Below are 23,939 nucleotides of genomic sequence, written 5' to 3' on the forward strand. Positions count from 1 at the left end.
CAGGCCACGATCGAGGAGTTGGAGAGCACCAACGAGGAGCTCAAATCGTCCAACGAGGAATATCAGTCCCTCAACGAGGAACTGCAATCGGCGAATGAAGAACTGGAGACCTCGAAGGAGGAGCTGCAATCGGTCAACGAGGAGCTCACCACCGTCAATGGCGAATTGGCACACCGCGTGCAGGAGCTGACCCGCGCCACCAGCGACCTGAAGAATTTCCTGGAAAGCACGCAGATCGCGACCGTGTTCCTCGACAACGACATGCGGGTGATGAACTTCACGCCGGCGATCACCCAGGTGCTGCACCTGGTCGAGACCGATGTCGGCCGGCCGATCTCCCACATCAAGGCGAAGATCCCGATCGAGGCGCTCTACGACGACGTCCGCGGCGTGCTGCGGACGCTGGCGAGCGCCGAGCGCGAGCTGACCGCGCCCGACAGCGGCACGCGCTACATCGTGCGCATCCTGCCCTATCGCAGCATCGACAATTTCATCGCGGGCGTCGTCATCACCTTCATCGATGTCACTGCGGTGACCCGCGCCGAAGAGCGCCAGCGACTCCTGCTTGCCGAGCTCCAGCACCGCGTTCGCAACACCCTCGGCGTGGTGCGATCGATCGCACGCCGTTCGGCGGAAACGAGCAGCACCGTCGAGGATTATGCCTCGCATCTCGACGGACGGCTGAACGCATTCGCCCGCACCCAGGCCATGGTGACGCGGGATCCCGAGAGCGGCGTCGATCTCGAATATCTGGTCGCCGAGGAGCTCGCGGCCTACAACGCCCGCGATGGCGAACAGCTCCGGATCGCCGGCCCTACGATCCGCCTGCAGCCGAAAGCCGCCGAGACGCTCGCCCTCGCACTCCATGAGCTCGCCACCAACGCGCTGAAATATGGCGCGCTCAGCCAGCCCTCGGGGCGCATCGACGTCAGCTGGCAGCTCCAGAAGGGCAGCAGTCCCGATGACCTGGTTTTCGACTGGCGCGAGAGAGGCGGACCGCGGGTGGCGCCGCCGCAGCGCAAGGGCTTTGGGATGGAAATGCTGGAGCGAACGCTGGCCTTCGAGTTCAAGGCCAAGACCGCGCTGCGATTCGATGCCGCCGGCGTGCATTGCACGATCACGTTACCGCTCACCCGACAGATCGTTCATGCTCCGCTAACGGAGAGACGATGAGCATCATGCGTCTTGACGGCGGACTTACTCAGCCGGTGGTGCGGCGGCTCAACGCGCTTCGGCAGCTGTCCGAAACTGCCACCGCCGCGTTCGACAAGACGATCCGCAGGCGGGTTCTGCATGCCGGAGCGGGCGAAACGCTGATCTCCGAAGGCGAGCGGCCCGATCGAATCCGTGTCGTCCTCGCGGGATGGCTCTCCCGCTACAAGCTCCTGGAGGACGGGCGCCGTCAGATCGTCAATTTCATCCTGCCCGGCGAAATGTGCGACGCGTTTTCCTATCTCCTGCCGCGAAGCGATCACTCGATCGACACCTTGACGCCGGTGGTGTTTTCCGAGATCGAGCGCGAGCCGTTCGAAGAGCTGATCGCAAGCGACCGCAGTCTGATGGAGGCGCTGTGGTGCACCTCGCTCGTCGACGGATCGATCCAGCGCGAATGGGCCGTCAATATCGGCCGGCGTGACGCACTCGAGCGCGTGGCCCACCTGCTTTGCGAGGTCTTCGAGCGGCTGAAGCTGGTCGGCCTGGTGGAAGGCAACAGCTGCGCTTTTCCGGTGACTCAGATGGATCTGGCCGATGCGAGCGGCCTCTCGATCGTGCATCTCAACCGGACGCTGCAGGAGCTGCGGGCAGCCGGGCTGATCATCTTGCGCGAGCGGATGCTGACGATCAACGATCTCGACGCGCTCAAGGACGCCGGGCTGTTCAATCCGACCTACCTGCCCTATCTGCGCTGATCCCGCGTTCGCCGATGACGGATCATGACGGCGCGCATCAGATGATCGCCGCGCTGGAGGCCGACGCGATCGTGGAGCGATGCGATCACGAAATCCGCGTCGCAACGGGCCCGCGGCATCTGTTGCGGACCGTCGCGTCCGCCTTCGACGCCTGTCTGGACATGCCGGCCCGGACTTTCACCAGCGCGATCTGATCTCGTAGCGGCCGCAGCACCGGTCTGGAACCGAGGACACTCCTCAGATTCTACCTGTGCGAGCTTGCCGTTCACGGATGGTTCAGGTGATGTTTGAGTAGCTGCCAGCGCGAGTTGCATCAAACGGGGAAAAAATGAGCAACCTGGGGATTTGGATCGGATTTGCCTTCGCGGGGCTCTGCGTCATCGGAGTAGTCTACGCGGCGCTCGCGACGAAGACGCCGGCTGACCTGTCGCCGAGACAGTTGAACCTTGTCATTCTCATCGCCGGTGGTCTGGTTGGGTGGGTCATCGGGATGTTGATCACGCCTGTGACCCCCAAAGACCAAGCAGTCTTTTCCGAAACCGGGAAAGCGCTTTCGACCTTCGTGGCCGGCTATCTCGTTGCAAAGATCGACAGGATTTTTGACGTTGCCGTGCGAAAGGACGAGAACGTCAATCCATTGTTTCTCGGCCGCCTGCTGATGTTCGTCAGCACGTTCGCGCTGGGCGTGCTGGCAACCTTCGTCTGGCGAAGCTACGTTCACCTGGGCTGACGACGACAGCCACTGCCCCAAAGTTCGCGCGCCTGTGGCGCCTCGCTGACCGCTGGCGTTTTCAGGCGATCTGCATGGGGCTCGCAGGGACCGGCATGCTTTCGGCGGCGCCCCACACCGACTGGTCGTAGTTAATCACCGAACCCGTCAACAAACCCGCGTCGTCCGAAACGATGTAATTGACGGCGCGCGCCGCCTCGGCCGGATCGATCAGACGTCCGAACGGCAGGCCGGCGACGGCCTTGGCCTCCCAGTCGGGGTCGCCGCGCTCGGCAGCCTGCAATTCGCGCTCATGATCCGAGGCCATCCAGCCGATGTTGAGCTGGTTGACGCGGATCCGGTTCTTCATGACCGCGAAGGCCGTGTTGCTCGTCAGTGTCGCCAGCGCTCCCTTGGTGGCACAGTAGGCGCTGATGAAGGGCTGTCCGGCCAACGCGGACATCGATCCGATATTGCAGATCGCGCCTGCGGTATTATCGCGGATCATGCGGCGGATCGCCTCCTGCATCAGGAAAAACGGTCCGCGCACATTCACAGCGAACAGCGCATCGAACAGTTCCGGCGAGGTATTGAGGATGGTGCCGCGGTCGGTCAGCGCGGCAGCGTTCACCAGCACATGGATCCTGCCGAAGATGCGTTCCGCTTCCGCCATGACGTTACGGCAGTCTTCGACACGCGCCACGTCGGCCGGCACGAAGTGCACGCGCGCGCCGGTCGTGCGCGCGAGCGCTTCGGCAGCCGTGCGGCCCTTCGCCTCGTTGCGCCCGAGTGTGACGAGGCCAGCGGCCCCCGCCTCGGCGAGCCGGCGCGCGATCGCGAGCCCTAGCCCCTGCGTCGAGCCGGTGACCACGCAGACCTTTCCATCCATTCGGTTCATGATCTAGCTCCCGACGCCATATCCCGCCGCCGCCATCACACGGACAAGTTCCCGATGGCCGATGTCTGCCATCACGCGTGGAGGGCTTTTCACCGGGTCCTGCTCCGCCTCGACCACGAACCATCCCTCATAACCATACGATGCCAGACGGGACACGATCGCAACGAAATCCAGCGAGCCGTCGCCCGGCACGGTGAAGGCACCCTTGATCACGGCGTCGAGAAAACTCTCGCGGCTGCGATCGATGCCGTCCAACACCGCTTGGCGCACGTCCTTGGTATGGACGTGAGAGATGCGGGCGTGGTGATTGTCGATCACGCGCAGCACGTCGCCACCCGCGAAGGCCATGTGGCCGGCGTCATAGAGCAGCCGCAAAGCCGGGCCGGAATGCTTCATCAAGAGATCGACCTCCGCCTCGGTCTCGATCGGCGCCGCCATGTGGTGGTGATAGCTGATGGGCATGCCCCGATCGGCGCACCATTCGGCGAACGCCGTCATCTTGCGGCCGTAGACCTTGACCTCGTCCTCGCTGAGCCGCCGCTTGGCCGCGAGCGGCGCCGAACGGTCGCCCTGGATGCTGCCTGCCGTCTCGCCATAGACGATGCACGGCGCGCCCACCGCCTTGAACAGCGCCATCTGCGCCGCAATGCGGTCCTTCTCCGCTTCGATCTCGCCGTCGAGCAACAGGCCGGAAAACCAGCCGCCGCAGACGCGCATGCCGTGGCGCTCGAGGATCGGGCGCAGAACGGCAGCCTCCATCGGAAAGCGCCGACCGGTCTCCATGCCGGTAAATCCGGCCTGCCGTGCCTGAGACAGGCATTCCTCGAGCGACACATCGTCGCTCAATTCCGGCAGATCGTCGTTCCACCAGGCGATCGGCGCAATGCCGAGATTGGCTTGCATGCGGTCAGACTCCGACACGTTGTTTTTTGCGAATTTCGACCTGCTGCGCGCGCGCCTCGCGGACGGGCTCTCGCGTCGAGGTTTCAGGCACGCCGACGTCCCAGTCCGCGTCGCCGGGCACCCATTCGAAGGCGTCGGTGGCGATCGAGATGACAGTGGTGCGGTCCGTCGTCCGCGCCCAGTCGAGCGCGCTGCTCAGTTCGGCAAGGCTCGCGCAGTGCCGCGCCAAGGCACCCATCGCCTCTGCGTGCCGGGCAAAGTCGACATGCGGCGGCGCGTCCTTGTCCTTCACACGGCAATCGGTCAGGAGATTGTTGAAGCCCGGGATACCCTTGAAATTCTGCAGGCGGTTGATGACGGCGAAGCCGCCATTGTCGCAGACGATGACCACCATTTTGTGGCCCGACAGCACCGTCGAATAGATGTCCGAGTTCATCATCATGTAGGAGCCGTCGCCCACCATGACGATCGGCGTCGAAGAGCCGGCGCTTGCCATGGCGTGGCCCCAGCCCGCCGCGATCTCGTAGCCCATGCAGGAAAATCCGAACTCGCAATCGAAGGTACCGGGTTCCTTGACCCGCCAGCCCTTCGTCACCTCGCCGGGAAGCCCGCCGGCGGCTGTCACCATGACATCTTTCGGTCCGGCCCACTGGTTCACGGCGCCGACCACCTGGGCGTAGGTCGGGACCGGTGCGTTGGTCGGAGCCTGGCGCTCGTCGACCAGCCTGTTCCAATCGGCAAACAGGGCGCGTGCCTCGCTCATCAATTGCGGCGCCGCGCGCCAATCGCCCAACGACACGTCCAGTTCCTGCATCGTCTCGAGGGCATCGCCCACGACCGCCAGCGCGCGATGCTTGACGGCATCGAAACGCGCCGTGTTGACTGAAATGAACTTTGCGTCCTGGCTGAACGCCGTCCATGAACCGGTGGTGAAATCCTGCAGCCGCGTGCCAACAGCGAGAACGACGTCCGCCTTGGTAGCCAGCGCGTTGGCGGAGGTCGAGCCGATCGTGCCGATCGGCCCTGCATGAGCCTCATGATGGTGCGTGAGAATGCCCTTGCCCGCGATGGTCTCGACAATGGGAATCCCGCGTTTCACGGCAAAATCGGCAACGCGCTCCTCGGCCAGCGAATAGCGCACGCCGCCGCCGGCGATGATCAGCGGCCTTTTTGCGGTCTTCAGAAGATTTGCCGCCTCTTCGAGCTTCTTGCGATCCGGCCGAGGCCGCGGAATGTGCCAGACGTTCGGTTCGAAAAAGGCCTCCGGATAATCAAACGCCTTTTCCTGCGTGTCCTGGCAAAGCGCAATGAAAGCGGGGCCGCAGTCAGCCGGATCGAGCATTGCGGCGACGGCCTGCGGCAGGGATGAGATGATCTGCTCGGGGAGCGTGATACGGTCCCAGTAGCGACTGACGGCCTTGAAGGCGTCGTTCACGGTCACCGTCGGGTTGCCGAAATGCTCGACCTGCTGGAGCACCGGATCGGGCACGCGATTGGCGAAGGTATCGCCCGCCAGCAGCAGCACCGGAAGGCGGTTGGCGTGGGCCACGCCCGCTGCCGTCACCATGTTGAGCGCGCCCGGCCCGATCGACGAGGTCGCTATCATGATCTGGCGGCGCCTTTTGGCCTTGGCGAAACCGATCGCGGCCAGCGCCATCGATTGTTCGTTCTGCCCGCGCCAGGTCGGCAAACGGTCCTGCACCGCCTCCAGCGCCTCCGATAGACACGTGACATTGCCGTGACCGAAGATGGCGAACACACCGGCGAACAGCGGCACGCGCGCGCCGTCGATCTCGGTGAACTGGTTGCACAGATAGCGCACGAGCGCCTGTGCCATGGTCAGCCGCACGGTCGAGCCGCCCATATCCCTCCTCCCTGACAAAAAAATCGTTGTTCGGATTGTTACGGAACACATATTGACAAATCAAGGCCGATGCAATGTTCATTGCCAAACCAAAAACTCCGGGAGGACCACATGCTCAGGATTGCCGTGCTCGGCTGCGGACGGATCGGACGGATGCATGCAGCCAACATCGCGGCGCATCCGCGGGCGCGGTTGGCGGCCGTCTATGATATCGATCGCCAATCGGCCGACGCCGTTGCGGCCAGCCACAATGTTCGCGCGGCGGACACGGCGGAGGCGCTGTTCGCGTCCGCCGATGTCGATGCGGTGCTGGTCGCGAGCAATACGGGAACCCACGCCGATTACATCGAGAAGTCCATCGCCGCCGGCAAACCGGTGCTCTGCGAAAAGCCCATCGATTTGAGCCTCGCCCGCGTCAACAAATGCGCGGAGGCCGTCCTGTCGAAGAATGTTCCGGTGCAGATCGGGTTCAACCGCCGCTTCGATCCCGGCCATCGTGCGGCCTGGCAGGCCGCGCGATCCGGCGAGATCGGCGAGCTGAACCAGGTGATCATCACCTCGCGCGATCCCGGAATGCCGCCGCGTTCCTATTACGAGGTGGCAGGCGGGCTGTTCCGGGACATGGTCATCCATGATTTCGATCTCGCGCGCTTCATGCTCGCCGAAGAGCCGACCGAGGTATTTGCCATCGGCGGCCGCCTGATCGACCCCGCCATGATGGCGGAGCTCGACGACTATGACAGTGCCATGGTCATCATGCGGACGAGGAGCGGCAAGCAATGCCACATCAACACTTCGCGAACCTCGACCTATGGCTATGACCAGCGCGTCGAGCTTTTGGGCAGCAAAGCGATGGTGATCAGCGGCAACCGCAAACCGCATGAATTGCGCCGCTTCGGGGCTGCGCAAAGCGAAGCGGCCCTGCCCTATCTTGATTTCTTCATCGAACGCTACCGCGAGGCGTTTGACGCCGAAATCGACGCCTTCGTCCAATGCATCGAGACAGGCCACGCGCCGGAGCCCGGCTTCGAGGACGGGCGCCGGGCGCTGATCCTGGCCGAGGCGGCGATGCGATCGGCGGTCGAGCGCCGTTTCGTAAATGTCAGCGAAATTGGATAGGAGGCTGATCCCATCATGGCAAGCGAGAAGCCGCAGCTCAGGGTCGGCCTGGTCGGAACCGGCTTCATGGGCAAGACTCACGCGCTCGGTTTTGCGGCCGCCCCCCGCGTGTTCGACCTGCCCTACGACGTCGTGCTGCATTCGGTCGCCGACCGCACCGACGGACTGGCGGCCGCAGCGGCGCGCAGTTTTGGTTTCGCCAGATCCGGCGGCGACTGGAAACGCCTGATCGCCGATCCCGACATCGACGTCATCGACATCACCACGCCCAACGCGCTTCACAAGGAGATCGCGCTGGCCGCGATCGCCGCCGGCAAGCACGTCTATTGCGAAAAGCCGCTCGCGCCACAGGCCAGCGACGCACGCGAGATGGCGGACGCCGCCGAGGCTGCCGGGCTCAAGACACAGGTCGGCTTCAACTATCTCTGCAATCCGATGATGGCCTTGGCGCGCGAGCTGATCGCAAGCGGTGAACTCGGCGAGGTCCGCACCTATCGCGGCATCCATGCCGAGGACTACATGATGGATGCCGCCAGCCCCTTCACGTTTCGCCATGAAGCCGCGGGCGGCGGCGCGTTGGCGGACATCGGCAGTCACGCGCTGGCGACGGCCGAATATCTGCTCGGGCCGATCGAGCGCCTGATGGGGGACTGCGTGACCGTCTACGACCGGCGCCCCGACGGTCAGGGTGGATTTCGCACCGTCGAGGTGGATGACATTGGCCGCGCCTTCCTGCGCTTTGCGAGTGGCGCCAGCGGCAGTATCGAGGCGAGCTGGGTTTCGACCGGCCGCAAGATGCAGCACGACTTCGAAATCTACGGCACCAAAGGCGCGCTCCTCTTCACGCAGGAGCGTTTCAACGAGCTGCACGTCTACAGCATGGCGGACGTCGCCGGGCGCCGCGGCTTTCGCCGCATCGAGGCCGGGCCGGATCACCAGCCTTACGGCCTGTTCTGCGTTGCGCCCGGTCATCAGCTCGGCTTCAATGATCTGAAGACCATCGAAGTCGCGCGATTTCTCGATTGCCTTGCCGGGAAGGGGCGGGAGCCGTGCAACTTTCGCAGCGGCGCGCGCGTGCAGGCCCTGGTCGAGGCGATCCAGGATTCGTCGCGCAGGCGGGCGTGGGTCGAAACTCCCTAGGTCCGGCGGCATTACTCAAGGCTCGGTCACGACGGGAATCCGCGGACGCTCGGCCTTCTGCAGCTTTGCTGCCAGACCAACCGTCAGCGCCTGCGCAAGACACATCGGCGCGGCAAGCGAGCGCGAGAAGGTATATTGATGTTCGGGCACCGCGAACAGTACCGTCGCATTCTTGGCAAGCGGCGAAAGCGTCGAGTCGGTGATGGCGATGATGGGAACCCCGCGCGAGGCGGCCTGCTCGACGATGTTGACGACCTCGGTGGCGTAGAAGCGGAACGATACCGCAAACAACAGATCCGACCTGCGGATCGCGCGCGCCATGTGGGTCGCAAGTCCGCCGCCGGCGTCGAGCAGCACGACCCGCTTGCCCAGCATGGTCAGGATATAGCGGAGCAGATCCACCACAGGCGCCGAACGGAGCTGGCCGAGCAGATAGATGGTATCAGCCGCTTCCAGCCTGCGGATCGCCTTATCGATGGTCTTGGCCGGAATATTGCTGAGCAATTCCTGCAGTGAGGCGATATCGCGCAGCACGAGCTCGTGAAGAAACGCGCCGCCGCCGGCATTGCCACGGTCGCTCAGCTCGGTTTCGAGCGCCTTGATGCGTGCTTCAAAACCCGGGGCAGCGGTCGACAGCCGCTTCTGGAAGACGGCCTGGAGCTCCTTGAAACCCCCATAGCCGAGCATCTGGGCGAAACGGACGAAGCTGGACGCATGAAGCCCGCAGGTTTCGGCGATGGCATTCATCGACTTGACCGCAACGTCGTTGGGGTTTTGCGTGAGATAGAGCGCGATACGCTGATAGGATCTGTTCATATCCTCGTAGCGTTCGTGGATGACGCGGATGAGCTCTTCGTAGTCCTTAGGCATGTCTTCGATTCGCAAAGGTCAGGTTGTGCAACCCTTATCGCAGGCTGGGTGAGATTGCGCACGATGACCGGGACGACGTCTGCAAAAAGGCGGGGCCGAAGCCCCGCCGTTCTCACGCGATATGTGCAACGCGGTTACGAACCTCCGCCCACGCAAGTGTCGGCCGTCTTCGGCGTACAGACGTCGAGGCCGGTATAGGTCGGATCTTTCGGCGCCGGCTTGCCTTCCTTCATGTCGAGCAGGGAATACATCACCTTGTAGCCCATCTCGAACGGCCGCTGGCCAACCTGGCCAGCCGACAAGCCTTTCTTCATCAGGTCGATCTGCACGGGCAGCGTATCGGCGACCACGAGCGCAAGCTTGCCCGAGGCGATCTTGTCCTTCACCTTTTCCGCGGTTTTGGCATAGGCGTCCGGCAGGAATTGCGGGAAGCCGCCGGTCGGGATGAATGCATCCAGATCGGGGTACTTGTTGAGGATGTCCTCCATCTGCTGATTGGCGACCGCGAAGTCGTCATTGGTGTAGAGCGGGCAGCCGGCCACTTCGGTCCAGCCGTTCGCGCCGGCCAGACGTTCGCCGGGCGATTCCGCACTCTTCTTGCCGGCGAGGGTGTCGCGGATGCCCTGCATGCGCTCGTTGTGATTGGCCGCCGCCGCGCCGCCCGACTGGATGCAGATGTTCCCGCCTTTCGGCTTGATCTGCATGGCAAGCTTGGCGAGGTTGACGCCGATGTCATAATTATGCGTGCCGATATAGGCGGTGCGCAGGGCCTTGTCCTGGTCGAGCAGGTCCGAGTCCCAGGTCAGGATCGGGATGTTCGCTGCCTTGGCGCCCTGCAGCGCCGCGGCGATTGCCGCCGCGTTCGATGGCGACACGCCGATGCCGTCAACCTTCTTGGTGATCAGGTCGGCGACGATCTGCGCCTCTTCATCACCGCCGCCATGCTCGCCCGGACCGATATAGAGGCATTCGATCTTACCGTTCAGCTCCTTCTCGGCCTTCTTGCAGCCTGCCAGAGCCTGATCGAAGAACGGATTGTTGGTGTTTTTCGGCACCAGCGCGAAAGTGTATTTCTTGTCCGCGGCCGAAGCGCCGCTCGCGAGCGCGAGCAGAGCACCGGTGGCGAGCGCGGTCGTCAGAGCGTATTTCAACATCAGCTACCCTCCCATTGTGTTGAGGTCTCTCTCCCTATTCGCGACGCCCGTGTTCCGGGTCACTCGCGTCTCCTGCCGCGCACCTTTTCGAGCACGACGGCGAGAACGATGAAAGCGCCGACAAACAGCCCCTGCCAGTTGGAATCGACGCCCGCCATCAGAAGCGAATTGCGGATCACGAAGATCAGCGCCGAGCCGATGAAGGCGCCATAGGCGGTGCCTTCGCCGCCCATCAGATTGGCGCCGCCGATAACGGCGGAAGCGATGGCCAATAGCTCGTAGGACTGGCCGAGGCTGTTGTTGGCCGAGCCCGACCAGCCGACGCTCAGGATCGCGGCGAGCGCCGCCGAAAGCGAGCACAGGACATAGGCCCCGACCTTGACTCGTTTGACCGGCACGCCGGTGAGATTGGCAGCCTGCTCGTTGCCGCCGATCGCCAGGATGTGCCGACCCCAACTCGACATCTTCAGGACCAGCCCGAGCGCCAGCGTCAGGATCACCAGGATGAGGAAGGGATTGGACAGCCGGAACCCGCCGACAAGCGCCATCCCAAAATTCTCGCCGCCGCCAATCTGTTTAAACGTTGCCGCCTGATCGGGCCTGAAAGCGTAGAGCATGCGGTTCTGCGACAGGATCACCGCCAGCGAGCGGACCGCCGAGAGCATGCCCAAGGTGACGACGAACGGCGGCAGGCCGACAAAGGCGATCAGCACGCCATTGACCCAGCCGACCAGCGCGCCAGCCAAAAGGCCAAGCATCACCGCCATCCACCAGGAATGCGTCCAGGTCGCCGCGTTCCACCAGTCCGGCATGTAGTCGATCGGCTGCTTGAGCAGCACGAGACCGCAAACGATCGCAACCAGGCCCATGGTCGAACCGACCGAAAGGTCGATGCCGCCGGTGATGATGACCGGCGTCATGCCGAGCGCCATGACCCCGATGAAAGCAAAATTTCGCGTGATGTTGAAGAAATTGTCCTCGGTCGCGAACACCGGCTCCCAATAGCTCATCACGCCGCAGATCACGGCAAGTGCGACCGTGACCCAGAATGCCTGGTTGCCGAAAGTTCTTTCGAGAAGGCTCTTCTCGCGGGTGTCGAGGCCAGCGTCCGCGAGCGAAGCCGCTTCCTGGCCGACGGAGACATGTGTTTCAACCGCCATGGATCGCCCCGGTGATGAGGCCCGTCACTTCCTCGGGCGAAGAGTCCTTGATCATCTTGTCCGCCACCTTGCGGCCGCGGCGCATCACCATGACACGGTCGCAGACCGCGAAGACGTCCGGCATGCGGTGGCTGATCAGAACCACGCCGATGCCGTGCTCGCGCAGGCGGCGGATCAGGTCGAGCACCTCGGCGACCTGCCGCACGCTGATCGCGGCGGTCGGCTCGTCCATCAGTACGATTTTCGGATTGGAGAGGCGGGTGCGCGCGATTGCGACCGCCTGGCGCTGACCGCCGGACATCTGGCGCACCAGATGGCGCGGCCGGGTCTCCGATTTCAGTTCGGCGAAGAGCTGGCCGGCCCGCTTGACCATGGCGGCGTGATTGAGCCAGCGGATCGGACCGATGCCCGACTTGATCTCGCGGCCGAGAAACACATTGGCGGCGGCGGTCAGATTGTTGCACAGCGCGAGGTCCTGGTAGACGATCTCGATGCCCTTTTCGCGCGCCTCGACCGGCTTCGAAAACTGCACCGGCTGGCCGTCGATACGGATTTCCCCGCCGGTTGGCGGAAAGTTGCCGGCGATGATCTTGACCAGGGTCGATTTGCCGGCGCCGTTGTCGCCCATCAGCCCCAGCGCTTCGCCGGGCTCGAGCGACATGTCCACGCCCGTGAGGGCATGGATCGCGCCGAAATGCTTGGTAATGCCTTGCAACTCAAGAACAGGCAAAGCGTCCTCCCAAACGGCACTTCGTCGAGGGCGCCCTGTTCACTCGATTCAGATGGCGCCTCGCGGCCGAGCTCTATCGGCCCGGTGAGATTCCAGCTTCCGATACTTAGGGGAATTAAGCAAGGGTGAGAAATTGCGGAATCTCAGGATCGGCAATGACCGTTGCGGCTGCCCTCGAACCGTCTCTGCTGCCCCGAGGGGGAAACAGCGCACTCATCCGCCCGGCAACGGCAGACCGACGCAATGACCTTCGAGCGCGCGAGCGCACTGATCCCGTGCGGCATCAATTCGGCTTCGAAAGGGCGGCTCGAATCACGTTGATCAGAGAGGCCATCGTATAGGGCTTGGTCAACCAGCCGAGGGGTGCGAAGGGCTCGGCGCGCGCGCGCGTCTGCTGATCATCATGGGCGGTCGCGAACACAGAGCGCACACCGAGTTCGCGAAACAGATCGCCGGCGGCATCGATCCCATCGCGCGGCCCGGCGACACGGATATCCACGACGGCAATGGCGGGCCTGCGCTCCCTTGCCAGAACCAACGCTTCGTCGGCCGCCGCGGCCACGCCGACGACGCTAAATCCGGCGTCAACCAGCGCGATCTCGGCCTGCATCGCGATCAGAAAGTCGTCTTCGACGATCAATATCCCCGACCCTGCACCGGCTTGCCCGGCGGTTTCCGCTTGCTGCCTTTCAACAGGTTCAGCCCGCGGCTGATCCGGCGGAGCGGCCGATCGCGGCCCCGAGGTGCGGTACGGAGGCTGCATCATGCGCCTCTCTCCGCCGCGAAGCGAAGGCTGACGCGAGACGGCATTCTCGTCACCGCGAAATCGGCGCGAAGCTGGCGGGCAAGACCAAGCACGAGACGCAGACCGGACGATGTGTTGCGGACGGCATCCAGGTCGAAGCCGGCCCCGTCGTCCTCGACGTGGAGTTCGAACTGTCCCGCGTGCTCGATCAGACCGACCCGCACCCTATCTTTCGCCGAGTCCTTGGTGCCGTGCCTGGCGGCATTGGTCAAAAGCTCGTTCAGGATCAACGCGAGCGGCATGGCGAAATCATTGGCGAGCACGCCGCTCGCCGGCTCGCGCACGATCACCACGTCCGTCGGCAGCGTCTGCCGCACCGTCTCGATGACGGCACCAAGGAACTCATCCACGGAAAACCGGTTCGCATCGCTCGTGCCGTAGAAGACGCGCTGCGCGGCCGCCATCGCCGCGATCCGTCCGCTTGCCTCGTCGAGGACGCGACGGGCTTCCTCGCTCCGGGTGCCCCGCGCCGCACCGAACAACAGGGACTGCAGGGTCTGCATGTTGTTCTTGGTTCGATGGTTCAGCTCGTTGAGCAGCAGGCGTTGCTGCGTCTCGGCCTGCTTGCGCTCGCTCAAGTCGACGAGCATGTTGATCGCGCCGACGATCTTTCCCGAGGCATCGCGGAGCGGCGTCGGAAACGGCACGAACGGCACGCGCGTGCCGTCCGGCCGTTCGGCAACGGCCTCCACACCGCGCACCACCCGGCCTTCCTTCAGCGCGATCGCCATCGGACACTGGTCGTGCGGCAATGGTGTACCGTCGGGATGATAGAGCTTCCAGGTCACGCACCACTCGTCGCTGCCGAGGGTTGGCGTCCGGCCGGCGAAGTCGACCGCGACCTGGTTGAAATAGGTGATCCGGCCGTCCGCATCCGTCGTGTAGATCGCCGCGGGAATTGCCGCGAGCAGCTCCTGCAGGCGCTGCTCGCTTTCCCGCAGCCGGGCCTCGACGCGCTTGCGCTCCGTGATGTCCCGCGCAATCTTCGAGGCGCCGACAATGCGCCCGGCGCGGTCGCGGATCGGAGATATCGTCAGCGAGATGTCGAGGAGGCTTCCGTCCTTGCGACGACGTATGGTTTCGAAGTGGTCGACGCGTTCGCCGGCCCTGATCTTCGCCAGAATTCCGGGCTCTTCATTCTGGCGGTCGGCAGGTATCAGGAGCGTGATGGGTTGCCCGATCACCTCATCCCTCTCATAGCCGAACAACCGCTCTGCGCCGTCGTTCCAGGTCTGGATGACGCCGTCGAGGTCCTTGCTGACGATCGCGTCCTCGGAGGATTCGACGATGGCAGCCAGCTGCTGCGCGTCGCGCTCGGCCAGTCTGCGAGCCTCGTCCCCCGCGAGGCGGGCCAGGCTGAAGCCGAGCAGGCGCGCCAGCGTGAGAGCGATGTCGAGCTCGGCCTCGGTGAAGCGGTGTGCAACGCCATGGTAGGCCATGAACTTGCCGGACAACCGGCCGTCCTGCACGATCGGGATGAAGGCCGCCGACTGAATCCCTTCGCTCACGATCGTCCGTTTCAGCTCGTCAGGCAGATCGGCAAGCGTAACGTCCTCGAACCACAGGGGATGCGGGTCGGCTTCATCCGGCGCCCATGGCGAATGCCCCTCGACCGCCCCCCGATAGGTTTCGGAGAGGCCGCGCCATGCAACGAACCGCATGACGCGGGCCCCGTCGAACAGCAGAATGGACGCTCGCTCGCAGCCCAAAGCCCGCGTAATCGCGTCGAGCGCGGCGTTATGGACCTGTTCGGCCGATGCGCAGTGCTGCAGCCTCTCCGAGAACGCAAACAGCGCATCCTGCTCTTCCACGCGCCGGGCAAGCGCCAGCTCGGCGCGTTTGCGGTCGGTGATGTCGTGCTGCACGCGAACCGCATAGAGGAATTTTCCGGCGGCGTCGCGGACGCTGGACGAGGTCACCGACGCCCAGATGTGCCCGCCGTCCTTGCGGTAGATGCGCTTCTCGATGCTGTAGCGCTCGATTTCGCCCGCAAGCTGACGGCGAAAATGACTGCGATCCTCAGGCACGTCTTCAGGTACCGTCTCCTCGAAAATCGTTCTGCCAAGCAGCTCGGAAGCCGCGTAGCCCGTCAGATGGCATAGCTGCAGGTTGACCCGCAGCATACGGCCGTCCTGGTCGACCTCGACGATGCCGGCGCCGACGTTCTCATAGGTCGCTGCCAAGCGCTCGTCTTCGATGCGCGTCCGATCGTTGGGAGGCCACTCCGCCGTCTCAAACCAGCCGCCGACGCGTTCGTGGAAGCAATTGATGGCGCCGACCGTATTGCCATCCTCATCAGTGATCGGCCGGATACGCACCACGGCCCAGATGTGCGAACCGTCCGGTCTCTCCACCCGTCCTTCCACCCCGTGGATGGGTTTTCCCGTCCGCAAAACCTCGGCCATTGGCGTCTGCTGACGCGAGATCAGGCGCCCATCGAAGAAAAGCTTGTACGCACCGCAAAAGAGCTCGCCGTCGTCGCCGACGCGCGGCGCGCGGCCCCACAGTTCCGCTGCATGCGAATTGAACCAGAGAATGTGGCCGCGCGCATCGCAGGCGTAGACGGCAACCGGCAGCTGTTCGAGAAATTCCGTGGGAGGATTCCGCCAGATCAGAGGCGCGAGCGATTGGATATTGTCGATGACGGATGGCGTCCCTGCCTGGATGTCCATATGCCAACTCTCCGACCAAGGTGTGTCTTGGCGGACACTGTCCTTCTGCCCCCGGCCGCCCCTGACCGGAGATTTCCGCAACTTCGCAAAGTCTTCCTAAACGGACTGAAACCCCGAAAGGTTCCCGCAACGCGGTGAAATCGACGCGCGAGATCGGCAGCCCGGCTCGCCTCTGACGCGAAACCGCGCCGACCATGGAACCGATGGAACCAGCCAGGCGCGCCGAGGGACGCGGTGCGGTCAGCCAATTCGGAGCTGCTTAATGACGATGCTGGAAATCTCTTTCGGATCCTCCACGCCCGACGCGCCGACCTCGATGACCTTCTTTGCGATCAAATCTGTCAGGGGATCGTTGCGGTCCACCAGATGCAGCGTGCCCAGCACCAGCTTGAGTGCGCGGTTCAGCCGCTCGGCTTCTCCCGGTGCGAGCTTGCCGTCCATGAGCAAGCGATTGATCGGCATTGTCCCGCTCGAGCGCCAAACTTCTGGAAGCTTACGCCGAGTCTCGCCTCTGAAAATTAATTTATGACAATTTTGTCAGTAATCCATCGCGAACGCCAAAGCGCCAGTCATGGGTTCGGCGGCTGCGGCCGCTCGGCGCCGTCGCCTCACGAGCCGCATCACGCGCTCTTCGGCCGAAAGGCGACCACGGATCCCGCCGGCTCGCTCTCGCGCATGGCCGCCTCGATGGCCTTCAGCAGCGCGGCCTGATCGAAAGGCTTTGAGACGCGGGGCAGGCTTGAACGCTCGCCGCTCGGCAGTTCCGCGTAGCCGGTGCTCAGAAGAAACACCGTCCCCGGACGCTCCGCGGCCACTGCGTCGGCAAGCTGCAGGCCGTTCATCCCCGGCATGGCATAGTCCGTCACAACGAGGTCGATGGTTCGCGTGCGACGGAGCAACGCCAAGGCCTCTTCGCCCGAGCGCGCTTCGACGACGGCATGCCCAAAATCCTCCAGCATCGCCGCGGTGTTCTCGAGCACCAGGAGGTCGTCGTCGACGACCAGCACGGAAAGCCTGCGGCTGCTTCGAGACATCGAGACGATCGGCTCGGCGCGCGGCGGCTGCGCCTCCACCTCTTCGGCGACCGGCAGCCAGATCTCGGCCGTCGTGCCCTCTCCGGGCTTGCTCTTGAGGACGAGCCTGCCGCCGGATTGCTCCGCAAGACCGTTCACCATCGACAGCCCGAGGCCGGTGCCCTTGCCGACGCCCTTCGTCGTGAAGAAGGGTTCCTGCGCGTGTTTGAGCGTCGCCTCGTCCATGCCGCAGCCCGTGTCGGTCACTGAAAGCGCAACATGGCGCTTTGCCGGACCGCTGTTCCCGTCATGATCTTGGCGCGCGGCAATCGTGATCGCGCCACCGTTCGGCATCGCGTCGCGTGCGTTCACGGCGAGATTCAAGATGGCAAGCTCGAGCTGGTTCGCGTCGGCTTTGACCTTCGGCAGGCCCATCGGAAACCGCGTTTCGATCCGGATGCCCGCGTCGAATTTCAATAGCGAGGTCATGCCCCGCACCAGTTCAGGCACGTCGACCACCACCGGCTTGAGATCCTGCTTGCGCGCGAACGCAAGCATGCGCTGGGTCAGAGAGGCGCCGCGCAGCGCGCCCTGCATGGCGTTGTCGACCAGCCGGACGACTTTCGGATCGTCCAGGTTCAGCCGCTTTTTCAGGAGTTCGAGGCTGCCGAGAATGGCGGCGAGCAGATTGTTGAAATCGTGAGCGATGCCGCCGGTCAGCTGGCCGATCGTGTCCATCTTCTGCGACATCACCAATGCTTCACGCGTCCGCTCCAGCGCCTCCTGCGCCCGCCGCCGTTCGCTGACGTCACGCACGATCTTGGCAAAGCCGATGATCCCCCCGCTTTCATTGTGAACCGCGACGATGGTCACCTCGGCCCAGAAGCGGCTGCCGTCCTTGCGCATGCACCAGCCTTCGGTCGCGGACTTTCCCTCCCGTTCCGCCTCGATCAGTGCGCGCGCCGGCAGCCCGGCCGCACAGTCGTCGTCCGCATAGAAGATGGTGTGGCTGGTCCCCACGATGTCGTCGCCGTATCCGATCAGCCGGCGCGCGCCGTGGTTCCAGTTGCCGACGCGCCCGTCGGGCTCGAGCATGAAGATCGCATGGTCGGCGACGCCCTCCACGAGCAGCCGGAAGCGTTCCTCGCTGCGCCGGAGCGCATCGGCCTCGCGCACGGCGCGCTCGGCCCTCGCGCGGTCGTAGATAGCGGCAGCGAGCCCGATGCTCAGGATGATGATGGTCGTGCCGGCGAGCAGGAATGCGAGCGGTGCCTGACCGACCACGGAGCGTCCGGCATGCTCCGCAATGGAGACCGCCGGCACGAACGAAGCGCCGCTCATCGCGGCATAATGCATGCCGGAGATGGCGAGCCCCATCACGAGCCCGGCGATCAGCCGCTGCACGGCACTCGTGTTGCGGAAGGCGAGCCACAGCGCCACCACCGAGGCACTGACGGCGATGACGATCGACGTCACGACCCAACGTGGATCGTAGGCGATGGACGCCGCCATCCGCATCGCGCTCATCCCGGTATAATGCATGGCCGAAATGGCGAGCCCCATCGCGCAACCGGACACGAAGAGCGCGCGCGGGCGCCGTCCGACGACTGCAAACGCGCCGGCCGCAACGACGATGGGTATGACAAGCGAGAGCAGCGTCTGCAGCGGATCGTACGCCACCTCGATTCCAGGCAGGCTGAAGGCCAGCATGCCGACGAAATGCATCGACCAGATGCCGCCACCCATGGCGATCGCGGCCGCCGCAAGCCAGGCGCGGCTCGCGCGCCCCGATGCAGCCCGCATCCGCGTTGCGAGATCGAGCGCAGTGTAGGAGGCGAGCGCGGCGATCAGGACCGACAGCGCGACCAGAACGGGATCGTGGAAAGCCGTATGGTGATGCATCCTGCCTCACTCTAGCTGAAATCCGGCGCGAATTCACGCAACTAGGGTGGGTCCGCAACTCACGTTCATCTTTTGCCGGTTGCTCGATGGAACCGGCGCAGATGACGCCCGGGTCAGGAGTTCTCTCGAATCAGACTTGCGACCTGGCCGACGAATCATCGCTGATTGCCCTCGCAAAGCCGCGCCCATGTTTTTGGCAAAAACGCGGCGTCGACACCGACCGGAGTCCCCCCGATCGGCACTCGCACGCAAAAATAGAGTCGAAACCACGCACCCCGCCGAGCACCGACAGTCAAAGTTCCTTTTCGGCGAGCCTGCGAAACTCGTCGGGAACGGAACCAAAAATGCCCAGCGCCGCCCGTCCGTATCCGATGGCATCCCAGCCGAAGCGGTTGCGGATCTGGTCGACAGCCCGGTCGGCGGCCAGACGCGCAGTACCTATTTTTGTGCCGGGTCGGCGGCGCTCATCCCGAAGGCCGAGCGGCAGTTCGAGCTCCAGATCCCAATGCTCTTCGAAATGCGACACCGAGATCGCGAGCAGCGAAATGCTCCGCTCCTGCGGATGCTCTGCAAGGAGTGCACGCACCAATTCGTCGGCGAGTTCCGCAAGAATCATGGTCGCGGAGATCGGCGCATCCAGCGTGACCGAGCGAGTGACCGAGTTGAGGTCGGCGAAACGAACACGGACCGTGACGGTCCGGCCCGATCTCGACTTGGCCCGGAGCCGGCTCGCGATCCGGTCGGCAAGGTGAAGCAGGGTTGGCCGAAAAACGCCCTCCTCGGCGGGCTTTGTGCCAATCGCGGATTGTGCGCCGGCCGATCGGGCGCGATGACTTGTCCTGATCGTCCTGGGATCGCGATTCCACGCGAGATCAGCAAGCTTCTCGCCAGCCGCGGGACCGAGCAACCGTTCGAGCGACCATCCCGGAGTCGTCGCAAGCTGTCCGATCGTCAGCACGCCGATTTCGGCGAGCCGCGCCTTGGTGACCGGACCGACGCCCCACATCAGTTCGACGGGCAGGTGGTGAAGGAATTTCAGCTCGACGGCTGGATCGACCACGACCAGCCCGTCGGGCTTGGCCACCTGCGAGGCAATTTTTGCCAGATGTTTGGTCCGCGCGACACCGATCGAAATGGGAAGGCCAAGCTCGGTCCGCACGCGGGCGCGGATCGCCTTGGCAATGTCGGGAGGCGGACCAAACAGATGGGTGCAGCCTGCGACATCGGCAAACGCCTCATCGATGGAAATCCGTTCGACCAGCGGCGTGAAATCGCCGATCACCTCGATCGCGGCGTCGCCGAGCCGCTGGTACTCCTTGAAATGCCCGCTGACGAAGATGAGTTGCGGACAGAGTTCTTGCGCCTGCCGACCCGGCATGCCGCCGCGGACGCCGAACGCCCGGGCCTCGTAGGACGCCGCAAGCACGACCCCTCCACCGACGGCGATCGGCTTTCCGCGCAATGACGGGTCAAGCAGCTGCTCGACCGACGCGTAGAAGGCATCGAGATCCGCGTGGAGGATGGTGGCTGCCATAGCCATCCCGATCGTTCATCCCCGGATGTGTATCGGCATCTCTACAAGAACATAATGAGAACACGCAAGCAGCGTGTCAAGCTCCGATGCAGGCCGATGTCGTCGTCCGTTTCGTCGCGCGGAACCGCGCAGGCCACGCCGTGCGGAACGAGAACGCTCACGACCTCGCCGATGGCGTAGCCGCACAACGCTGAAGCATCGGCACCGTGCCGGGCTGCGGGCTCATAGCGGCCGGCCGCGAGGTCTATGGCGAGATCGAGAAATTCGTGGTTCGCATCGAGCGCGAACTTTCCTGCGGCCTCGATGCGCGCGAGTTCACGACGTTCCGGCGATGTCTTGATGCGCCCGAACTGCGGCAAAAGAAACCGATCAGGGCTCACGACCAAGAAAGTTTCAGGGATTGCCCCCACCGGCGCGCTCTCCCGCGCCTGCGATCAGGACCGTCGACCTTCGTTGGATGAGCGGAGCAGGCTAAACTAACGATCATTTGATGCGTTGGAGCGGGTTACGTTCGCCACCGTTCCTGTCGAGTTTGGAATTTCTCGAATGTGCATTTTGGCCGGCTTTTGGCCATCTGCCTCCACTTTGATGCGTTCAAAGTCATTCGCGTCGCGATCTCGCGGCCCGAATTGCCGAAAAACGGCGCGATGCGCGTGCTCGACCTGGCCGCGAGCACACGACTGAAAGATGCATTTTTTACACCATGCAACCACTGATTAATGCAGCTTCGTACTCTTGCAACCGCCAAAGAGTTACGGCTTCAACGTGTCACGCTTTGGCCGCGTTTGACATTTTGTATCCAAAGATAGCGAGCAGCGGCGCGTGATGGAATGTCAACACTTTCTCGTCAGACGAGATCTGGCCAGGGACGATGCGACCGGAGCGTGTGGCTGGCGGCGTCAATCGCGTCGGCGCTATTTCCACTTCCCACCATCGTCCGATTTTCCCTTCGTCACACTTTATCGAGAGGCTACCATGCTCAAACTTTGTCTCGGCGCACTGACTGTCGCCGCATTCGCGGCCCTGATCGGGCCAGCGTCGGCCCAGCAAGCGACGACACCGCCGGCTGCCGCGCCTGCGCAAGCGGATTCGGGGCAATCGAAGTCACCCGAAGGCGCGCACTCCTATTTCGTCAACCTCAAGGATGGTGATACGGTCACCAGCCCGTTCAAGGTGATTTTCGGCCTCAGCTCGAACATGGGCGTCGCGCCGTCCGGCGTCGACAAGCCGAACGTCGGGCATCACCACCTGCTGATCGACAAGACGCTGTCGGCGGAGGAAATGACGCAGCCGATCACGGTCGATGAACAGCATGTCCATTTCGGCAAGGGCCAGACCGAAACCACGGTGACGCTGCCGCCCGGCAAGCACACCCTGCAGCTCATGCTCGGCGACTGGACCCACGTTCCTTTCAACCCGCCGGTCAAGTCCGAGGTCATCACCATCACCGTGAAAGCGGATGCGGCAAAGGCGGATGCGGCCGGCGCAAAGCCGAGCAACGCGATGGCGGCGGAGTCAAAGGAAGTCCATCATCACCATCATCGCCACCATCATCACCATCACTACCATAAATGATTTGATGCGCGGGCGGTGATCCGGCCGCCTGTCGCGGCGGCGCGCCCCCAGGCCCGCCTTTGGTTGTTGGACATTTTCGAGCCTCCGTCCCGATCCATTGGAACGGAGGCTCGGTTTTTTTGTCGCATTTTCTTCACGCAAGCCGCGGCGAGTCTCGGCTGGCGTCATACGTCACCCCGGTGCAACGACGCGACCGACGACGCAACTCCTCGTCGCAGTCGGGCTGAGCCCTTCAGCACCGCGCGTTTCCGGTTGTATCCGAATTGTGGCAAGTGTGGCATTTTGGAACCAGCGTATCGTCGGTTGCATCGACGCTGCGCCAATCGTCGCGCCTTGGTTGTCAATTTTCCGCGCTGATATTGCTCGCCGATACCGCCGGCGAATCGCGAGCCGATCCTCAAGCGCAACCGTAGGCTCAATGCCAGCCTACAACCAGAGCGTGGCAAACCCCCGCGTGTTTTTTATTCTGGAATTTATCTAAGGCTGTCGACGACCTCTGGCGTGTCGGAAATCAGTCTTTATCGGTTCCGAATCTTGGTTAAAGCAAGGCTGGCAATGCATTTTGCTGTTTCTAAGGGCAATAGTGTTCCTAGAAAAATACAATCGGGGGTTAAGCCTCATGTCGAACCGTGAGTGCGCGAGTCCGGAAGCGCTCATGCTGTCGAGTGATCAAGTCTCTGTCTGGCAGCGGAATTCCGGGAACATGAATGCTCGGGGATGGGCCCGTACAACGACGACGCTGGTGGCGGCGTCGTTCTTGCTGAGCGTCAGCAGCGTCGCGGTGCGCGCGGCCGATGCTGGCTCATCGCAGGCCGATCAGGCCGCGGTCACCAACCAGCTCTTGATGCAGAAGCTGGAAGCGATGGAAAAGCGCATGCGGACGCTCGAGTCCGAGCTCAGGCAAAGGAAGCAGCAGCCGCCGGCGACGGCCCAGGCGGCACCGGCAACGCCGCCCCAGTCGGGCGGACCGCGCGCTGTGAACGGCGCAAAACCGACCGCCACGCCGCTTCAGCCGACCGACGCGATGGCCAAGGCCGTCGCCGACACCGCCTCGGACAAGAAGAACGACTTGTTCGGGGCGGGCGCCAACCCGGTGCCTGGGATTCCCGGCATGAAGATCGGGATGTACGGCGAGGTCAAGTTCGGCTCGGTGCAGAATCCCAACGCCAACGGCCAGTGGCAGAACGGCTTTGACATGGCCCGCCTGGTGCTGCTGCCGACCTACCAGGTCACCGACAATATCGTGTTCAACGCCGAAATCGAGTTCGAGCACGCCGGCGCCGGCTTCGACAACGACGACAAGCTGCACGGCACCGCCGAAATCGAGCAGGCCTTCTTCGACCTCCGCGTCAACGATCACTTCACGCTGCGCTCGCCGGGCGTCGATCTCGTGCCGATCTCGTTCAACAATCTCTATCACGAGCCGACCCTGTTCTACAGCGTGCAGCGGCCGGAGCTCGCCAACGGCCTGATCCCGACCACCTGGGTAGCTCCATCCGCCGGCTTCTACGGCAAGATCGTCGACGGCCTGAACTACCAGGTCCAGTTCAGCCAGAGCGCCGAGGATTTTGGAGACGATTTCGACCATCGCGGCGCGAACGGGGCTCCGATCCCGGGCGGCTATGCAGCCGGCGTCACCGGCCTCGACGCGCTCGCCTTCGCGCACGCGCCGCTCGGCGATTTCACCCAGATGAGCAACCAGATCGCCTTTGCCGGCCGGCTGAGCTACACGCCCTCGTTCATTCCCGGCTTCGCCGGCAGTTCGGCCGTCTACTACTCGCCGAACATCACGCCGCGTGGCGCCTATGGCGACGACGGTCGTCTGCTCGGCTCCAACAGCATGCTGATCCTCGATACCGAGGCCCGCTATCGCCTGCCCAACACCGGACTGGAGCTGCGGGCCGAGTACGCCTATGTCCGCTTCGGCAACCCGGAAAACCTGCGTGCCAACAACGACAGCCTCGACGACAACAATGTCGGC

At 63.7% G+C, this 23,939-nt stretch carries 21 protein-coding genes and 2 pseudogenes; 8 read left to right on the top strand and 15 right to left on the bottom strand.

All coding sequences use genetic code 11. From position 1 onward, the window contains the following. The 4 genes from JOZ76_RS04195 to JOZ76_RS04210 all read left to right on the top strand — a co-directional run. A partial coding sequence (locus tag JOZ76_RS04195; RefSeq protein ID WP_291697367.1) for a sensor histidine kinase occupies positions 1-1,173 on the top strand: 1,173 nt, incomplete at its 5' end. Continuing rightward, positions 1,170-1,910, top strand: coding sequence for a Crp/Fnr family transcriptional regulator (locus JOZ76_RS04200; RefSeq protein ID WP_291697368.1), 741 nt, complete (start codon positions 1,170-1,172; stop codon positions 1,908-1,910). The genes JOZ76_RS04195 and JOZ76_RS04200, both read left to right, overlap by 4 nt. A 41-nt stretch (positions 1,911-1,951) precedes the next feature. Beyond that, on the top strand, positions 1,952-2,104 hold the full coding sequence (locus JOZ76_RS04205) for a hypothetical protein (protein ID WP_291697369.1): 153 nt from the start codon (positions 1,952-1,954) through the stop codon (positions 2,102-2,104). A 134-nt stretch (positions 2,105-2,238) separates the two neighbouring features. Beyond that, on the top strand, positions 2,239-2,640 hold the full coding sequence (locus JOZ76_RS04210; RefSeq protein WP_291697370.1) for a hypothetical protein: 402 nt from the start codon (positions 2,239-2,241) through the stop codon (positions 2,638-2,640). A gap of 61 nt (positions 2,641-2,701) precedes the next feature. Here the strand turns inward: JOZ76_RS04210 and JOZ76_RS04215 are convergent, their stop codons facing one another. From JOZ76_RS04215 to iolD, 3 genes are read right to left on the bottom strand one after another with little or no spacing between them, the layout of a single operon-like run. Next, positions 2,702-3,517, bottom strand: a complete 816-nt coding sequence (locus JOZ76_RS04215; RefSeq protein WP_291697371.1) for an SDR family oxidoreductase — start codon at positions 3,515-3,517, stop codon at positions 2,702-2,704. Positions 3,518-3,520: 3 nt separating this feature from the next. Continuing rightward, positions 3,521-4,420, bottom strand: coding sequence for a myo-inosose-2 dehydratase (iolE, locus tag JOZ76_RS04220; protein ID WP_291697372.1), 900 nt, complete (start codon positions 4,418-4,420; stop codon positions 3,521-3,523). A gap of 4 nt (positions 4,421-4,424) precedes the next feature. Further along, positions 4,425-6,284, bottom strand: a complete 1,860-nt coding sequence (iolD, locus tag JOZ76_RS04225; protein WP_291697373.1) for a 3D-(3,5/4)-trihydroxycyclohexane-1,2-dione acylhydrolase (decyclizing) — start codon at positions 6,282-6,284, stop codon at positions 4,425-4,427. Positions 6,285-6,395: 111 nt separating this feature from the next. Between iolD and iolG the strand changes: the two genes are divergently transcribed. Both iolG and JOZ76_RS04235 read left to right on the top strand, forming a co-directional pair. Then, positions 6,396-7,403, top strand: coding sequence for an inositol 2-dehydrogenase (gene iolG, locus JOZ76_RS04230; RefSeq protein WP_291697374.1), 1,008 nt, complete (start codon positions 6,396-6,398; stop codon positions 7,401-7,403). Between the two features lie 15 nt (positions 7,404-7,418). Then, positions 7,419-8,543, top strand: coding sequence for a Gfo/Idh/MocA family protein (locus JOZ76_RS04235; RefSeq protein WP_291697375.1), 1,125 nt, complete (start codon positions 7,419-7,421; stop codon positions 8,541-8,543). 15 nt (positions 8,544-8,558) lie between these two features. Here JOZ76_RS04235 and JOZ76_RS04240 read toward each other — a convergent pair whose 3' ends face one another. From JOZ76_RS04240 to JOZ76_RS04285, 12 genes and pseudogenes are all read right to left on the bottom strand, one after another. Further along, a complete protein-coding gene (locus JOZ76_RS04240; RefSeq protein ID WP_291697376.1) occupies positions 8,559-9,413 on the bottom strand; it encodes a MurR/RpiR family transcriptional regulator in 855 nt (284 codons plus the stop codon). 134 nt (positions 9,414-9,547) lie between these two features. Beyond that, on the bottom strand, positions 9,548-10,567 hold the full coding sequence (locus tag JOZ76_RS04245) for a sugar-binding protein (protein WP_291697377.1): 1,020 nt from the start codon (positions 10,565-10,567) through the stop codon (positions 9,548-9,550). A gap of 59 nt (positions 10,568-10,626) precedes the next feature. Then, on the bottom strand, positions 10,627-11,727 hold the full coding sequence (locus tag JOZ76_RS04250; protein WP_291697378.1) for an ABC transporter permease: 1,101 nt from the start codon (positions 11,725-11,727) through the stop codon (positions 10,627-10,629). Next, entirely contained in the window at positions 11,717-12,457 is a 741-nt protein-coding gene (locus JOZ76_RS04255; protein WP_291697379.1) for an ATP-binding cassette domain-containing protein, read from the bottom strand. The genes JOZ76_RS04250 and JOZ76_RS04255 overlap by 11 nt, the downstream gene beginning before the upstream one ends. A 283-nt stretch (positions 12,458-12,740) precedes the next feature. Then, positions 12,741-13,097 (bottom strand): response regulator, encoded by a 357-nt coding sequence (locus JOZ76_RS04260; protein ID WP_291697380.1) that lies wholly within the window; start codon positions 13,095-13,097, stop codon positions 12,741-12,743. 122 nt (positions 13,098-13,219) lie between these two features. Continuing rightward, positions 13,220-13,504: an ATP-binding protein gene (locus JOZ76_RS38515; RefSeq protein WP_441299973.1), complete on the bottom strand. Its 285-nt coding sequence runs from the start codon at positions 13,502-13,504 to the stop codon at positions 13,220-13,222. Positions 13,505-13,630: 126 nt separating this feature from the next. Then, positions 13,631-14,578, bottom strand: a pseudogene (locus tag JOZ76_RS38520) (PAS domain S-box protein); the annotation flags it as partial. 48 nt (positions 14,579-14,626) lie between these two features. Continuing rightward, positions 14,627-15,934: pseudogene (locus JOZ76_RS38525) on the bottom strand (PAS domain S-box protein); the annotation flags it as partial. A 240-nt stretch (positions 15,935-16,174) separates the two neighbouring features. Continuing rightward, on the bottom strand, positions 16,175-16,396 hold the full coding sequence (locus JOZ76_RS04270; protein ID WP_291697382.1) for a hypothetical protein: 222 nt from the start codon (positions 16,394-16,396) through the stop codon (positions 16,175-16,177). A 158-nt stretch (positions 16,397-16,554) separates the two neighbouring features. Then, positions 16,555-18,849, bottom strand: a complete 2,295-nt coding sequence (locus JOZ76_RS04275; protein WP_291697383.1) for an MHYT domain-containing protein — start codon at positions 18,847-18,849, stop codon at positions 16,555-16,557. A gap of 292 nt (positions 18,850-19,141) precedes the next feature. Further along, a complete protein-coding gene (gene dinB / locus JOZ76_RS04280) occupies positions 19,142-20,389 on the bottom strand; it encodes a DNA polymerase IV (protein ID WP_291697384.1) in 1,248 nt (415 codons plus the stop codon). Between the two features lie 35 nt (positions 20,390-20,424). After that, positions 20,425-20,742: a hypothetical protein gene (locus tag JOZ76_RS04285; protein ID WP_291697385.1), complete on the bottom strand. Its 318-nt coding sequence runs from the start codon at positions 20,740-20,742 to the stop codon at positions 20,425-20,427. A gap of 616 nt (positions 20,743-21,358) precedes the next feature. Between JOZ76_RS04285 and JOZ76_RS04290 the strand changes: the two genes are divergently transcribed. Continuing rightward, positions 21,359-21,958 carry a DUF4399 domain-containing protein gene (locus JOZ76_RS04290; RefSeq protein ID WP_291697386.1) on the top strand — a complete coding sequence of 200 codons (600 nt, stop codon included), beginning with the start codon at positions 21,359-21,361 and terminating at the stop codon, positions 21,956-21,958. A gap of 742 nt (positions 21,959-22,700) precedes the next feature. Continuing rightward, a partial coding sequence (locus tag JOZ76_RS04295; RefSeq protein ID WP_291697387.1) for a porin occupies positions 22,701-23,939 on the top strand: 1,239 nt, incomplete at its 3' end.

This window comes from Bradyrhizobium sp. (assembly GCF_019244115.1).
Taxonomy (GTDB): domain Bacteria; phylum Pseudomonadota; class Alphaproteobacteria; order Rhizobiales; family Xanthobacteraceae; genus Bradyrhizobium.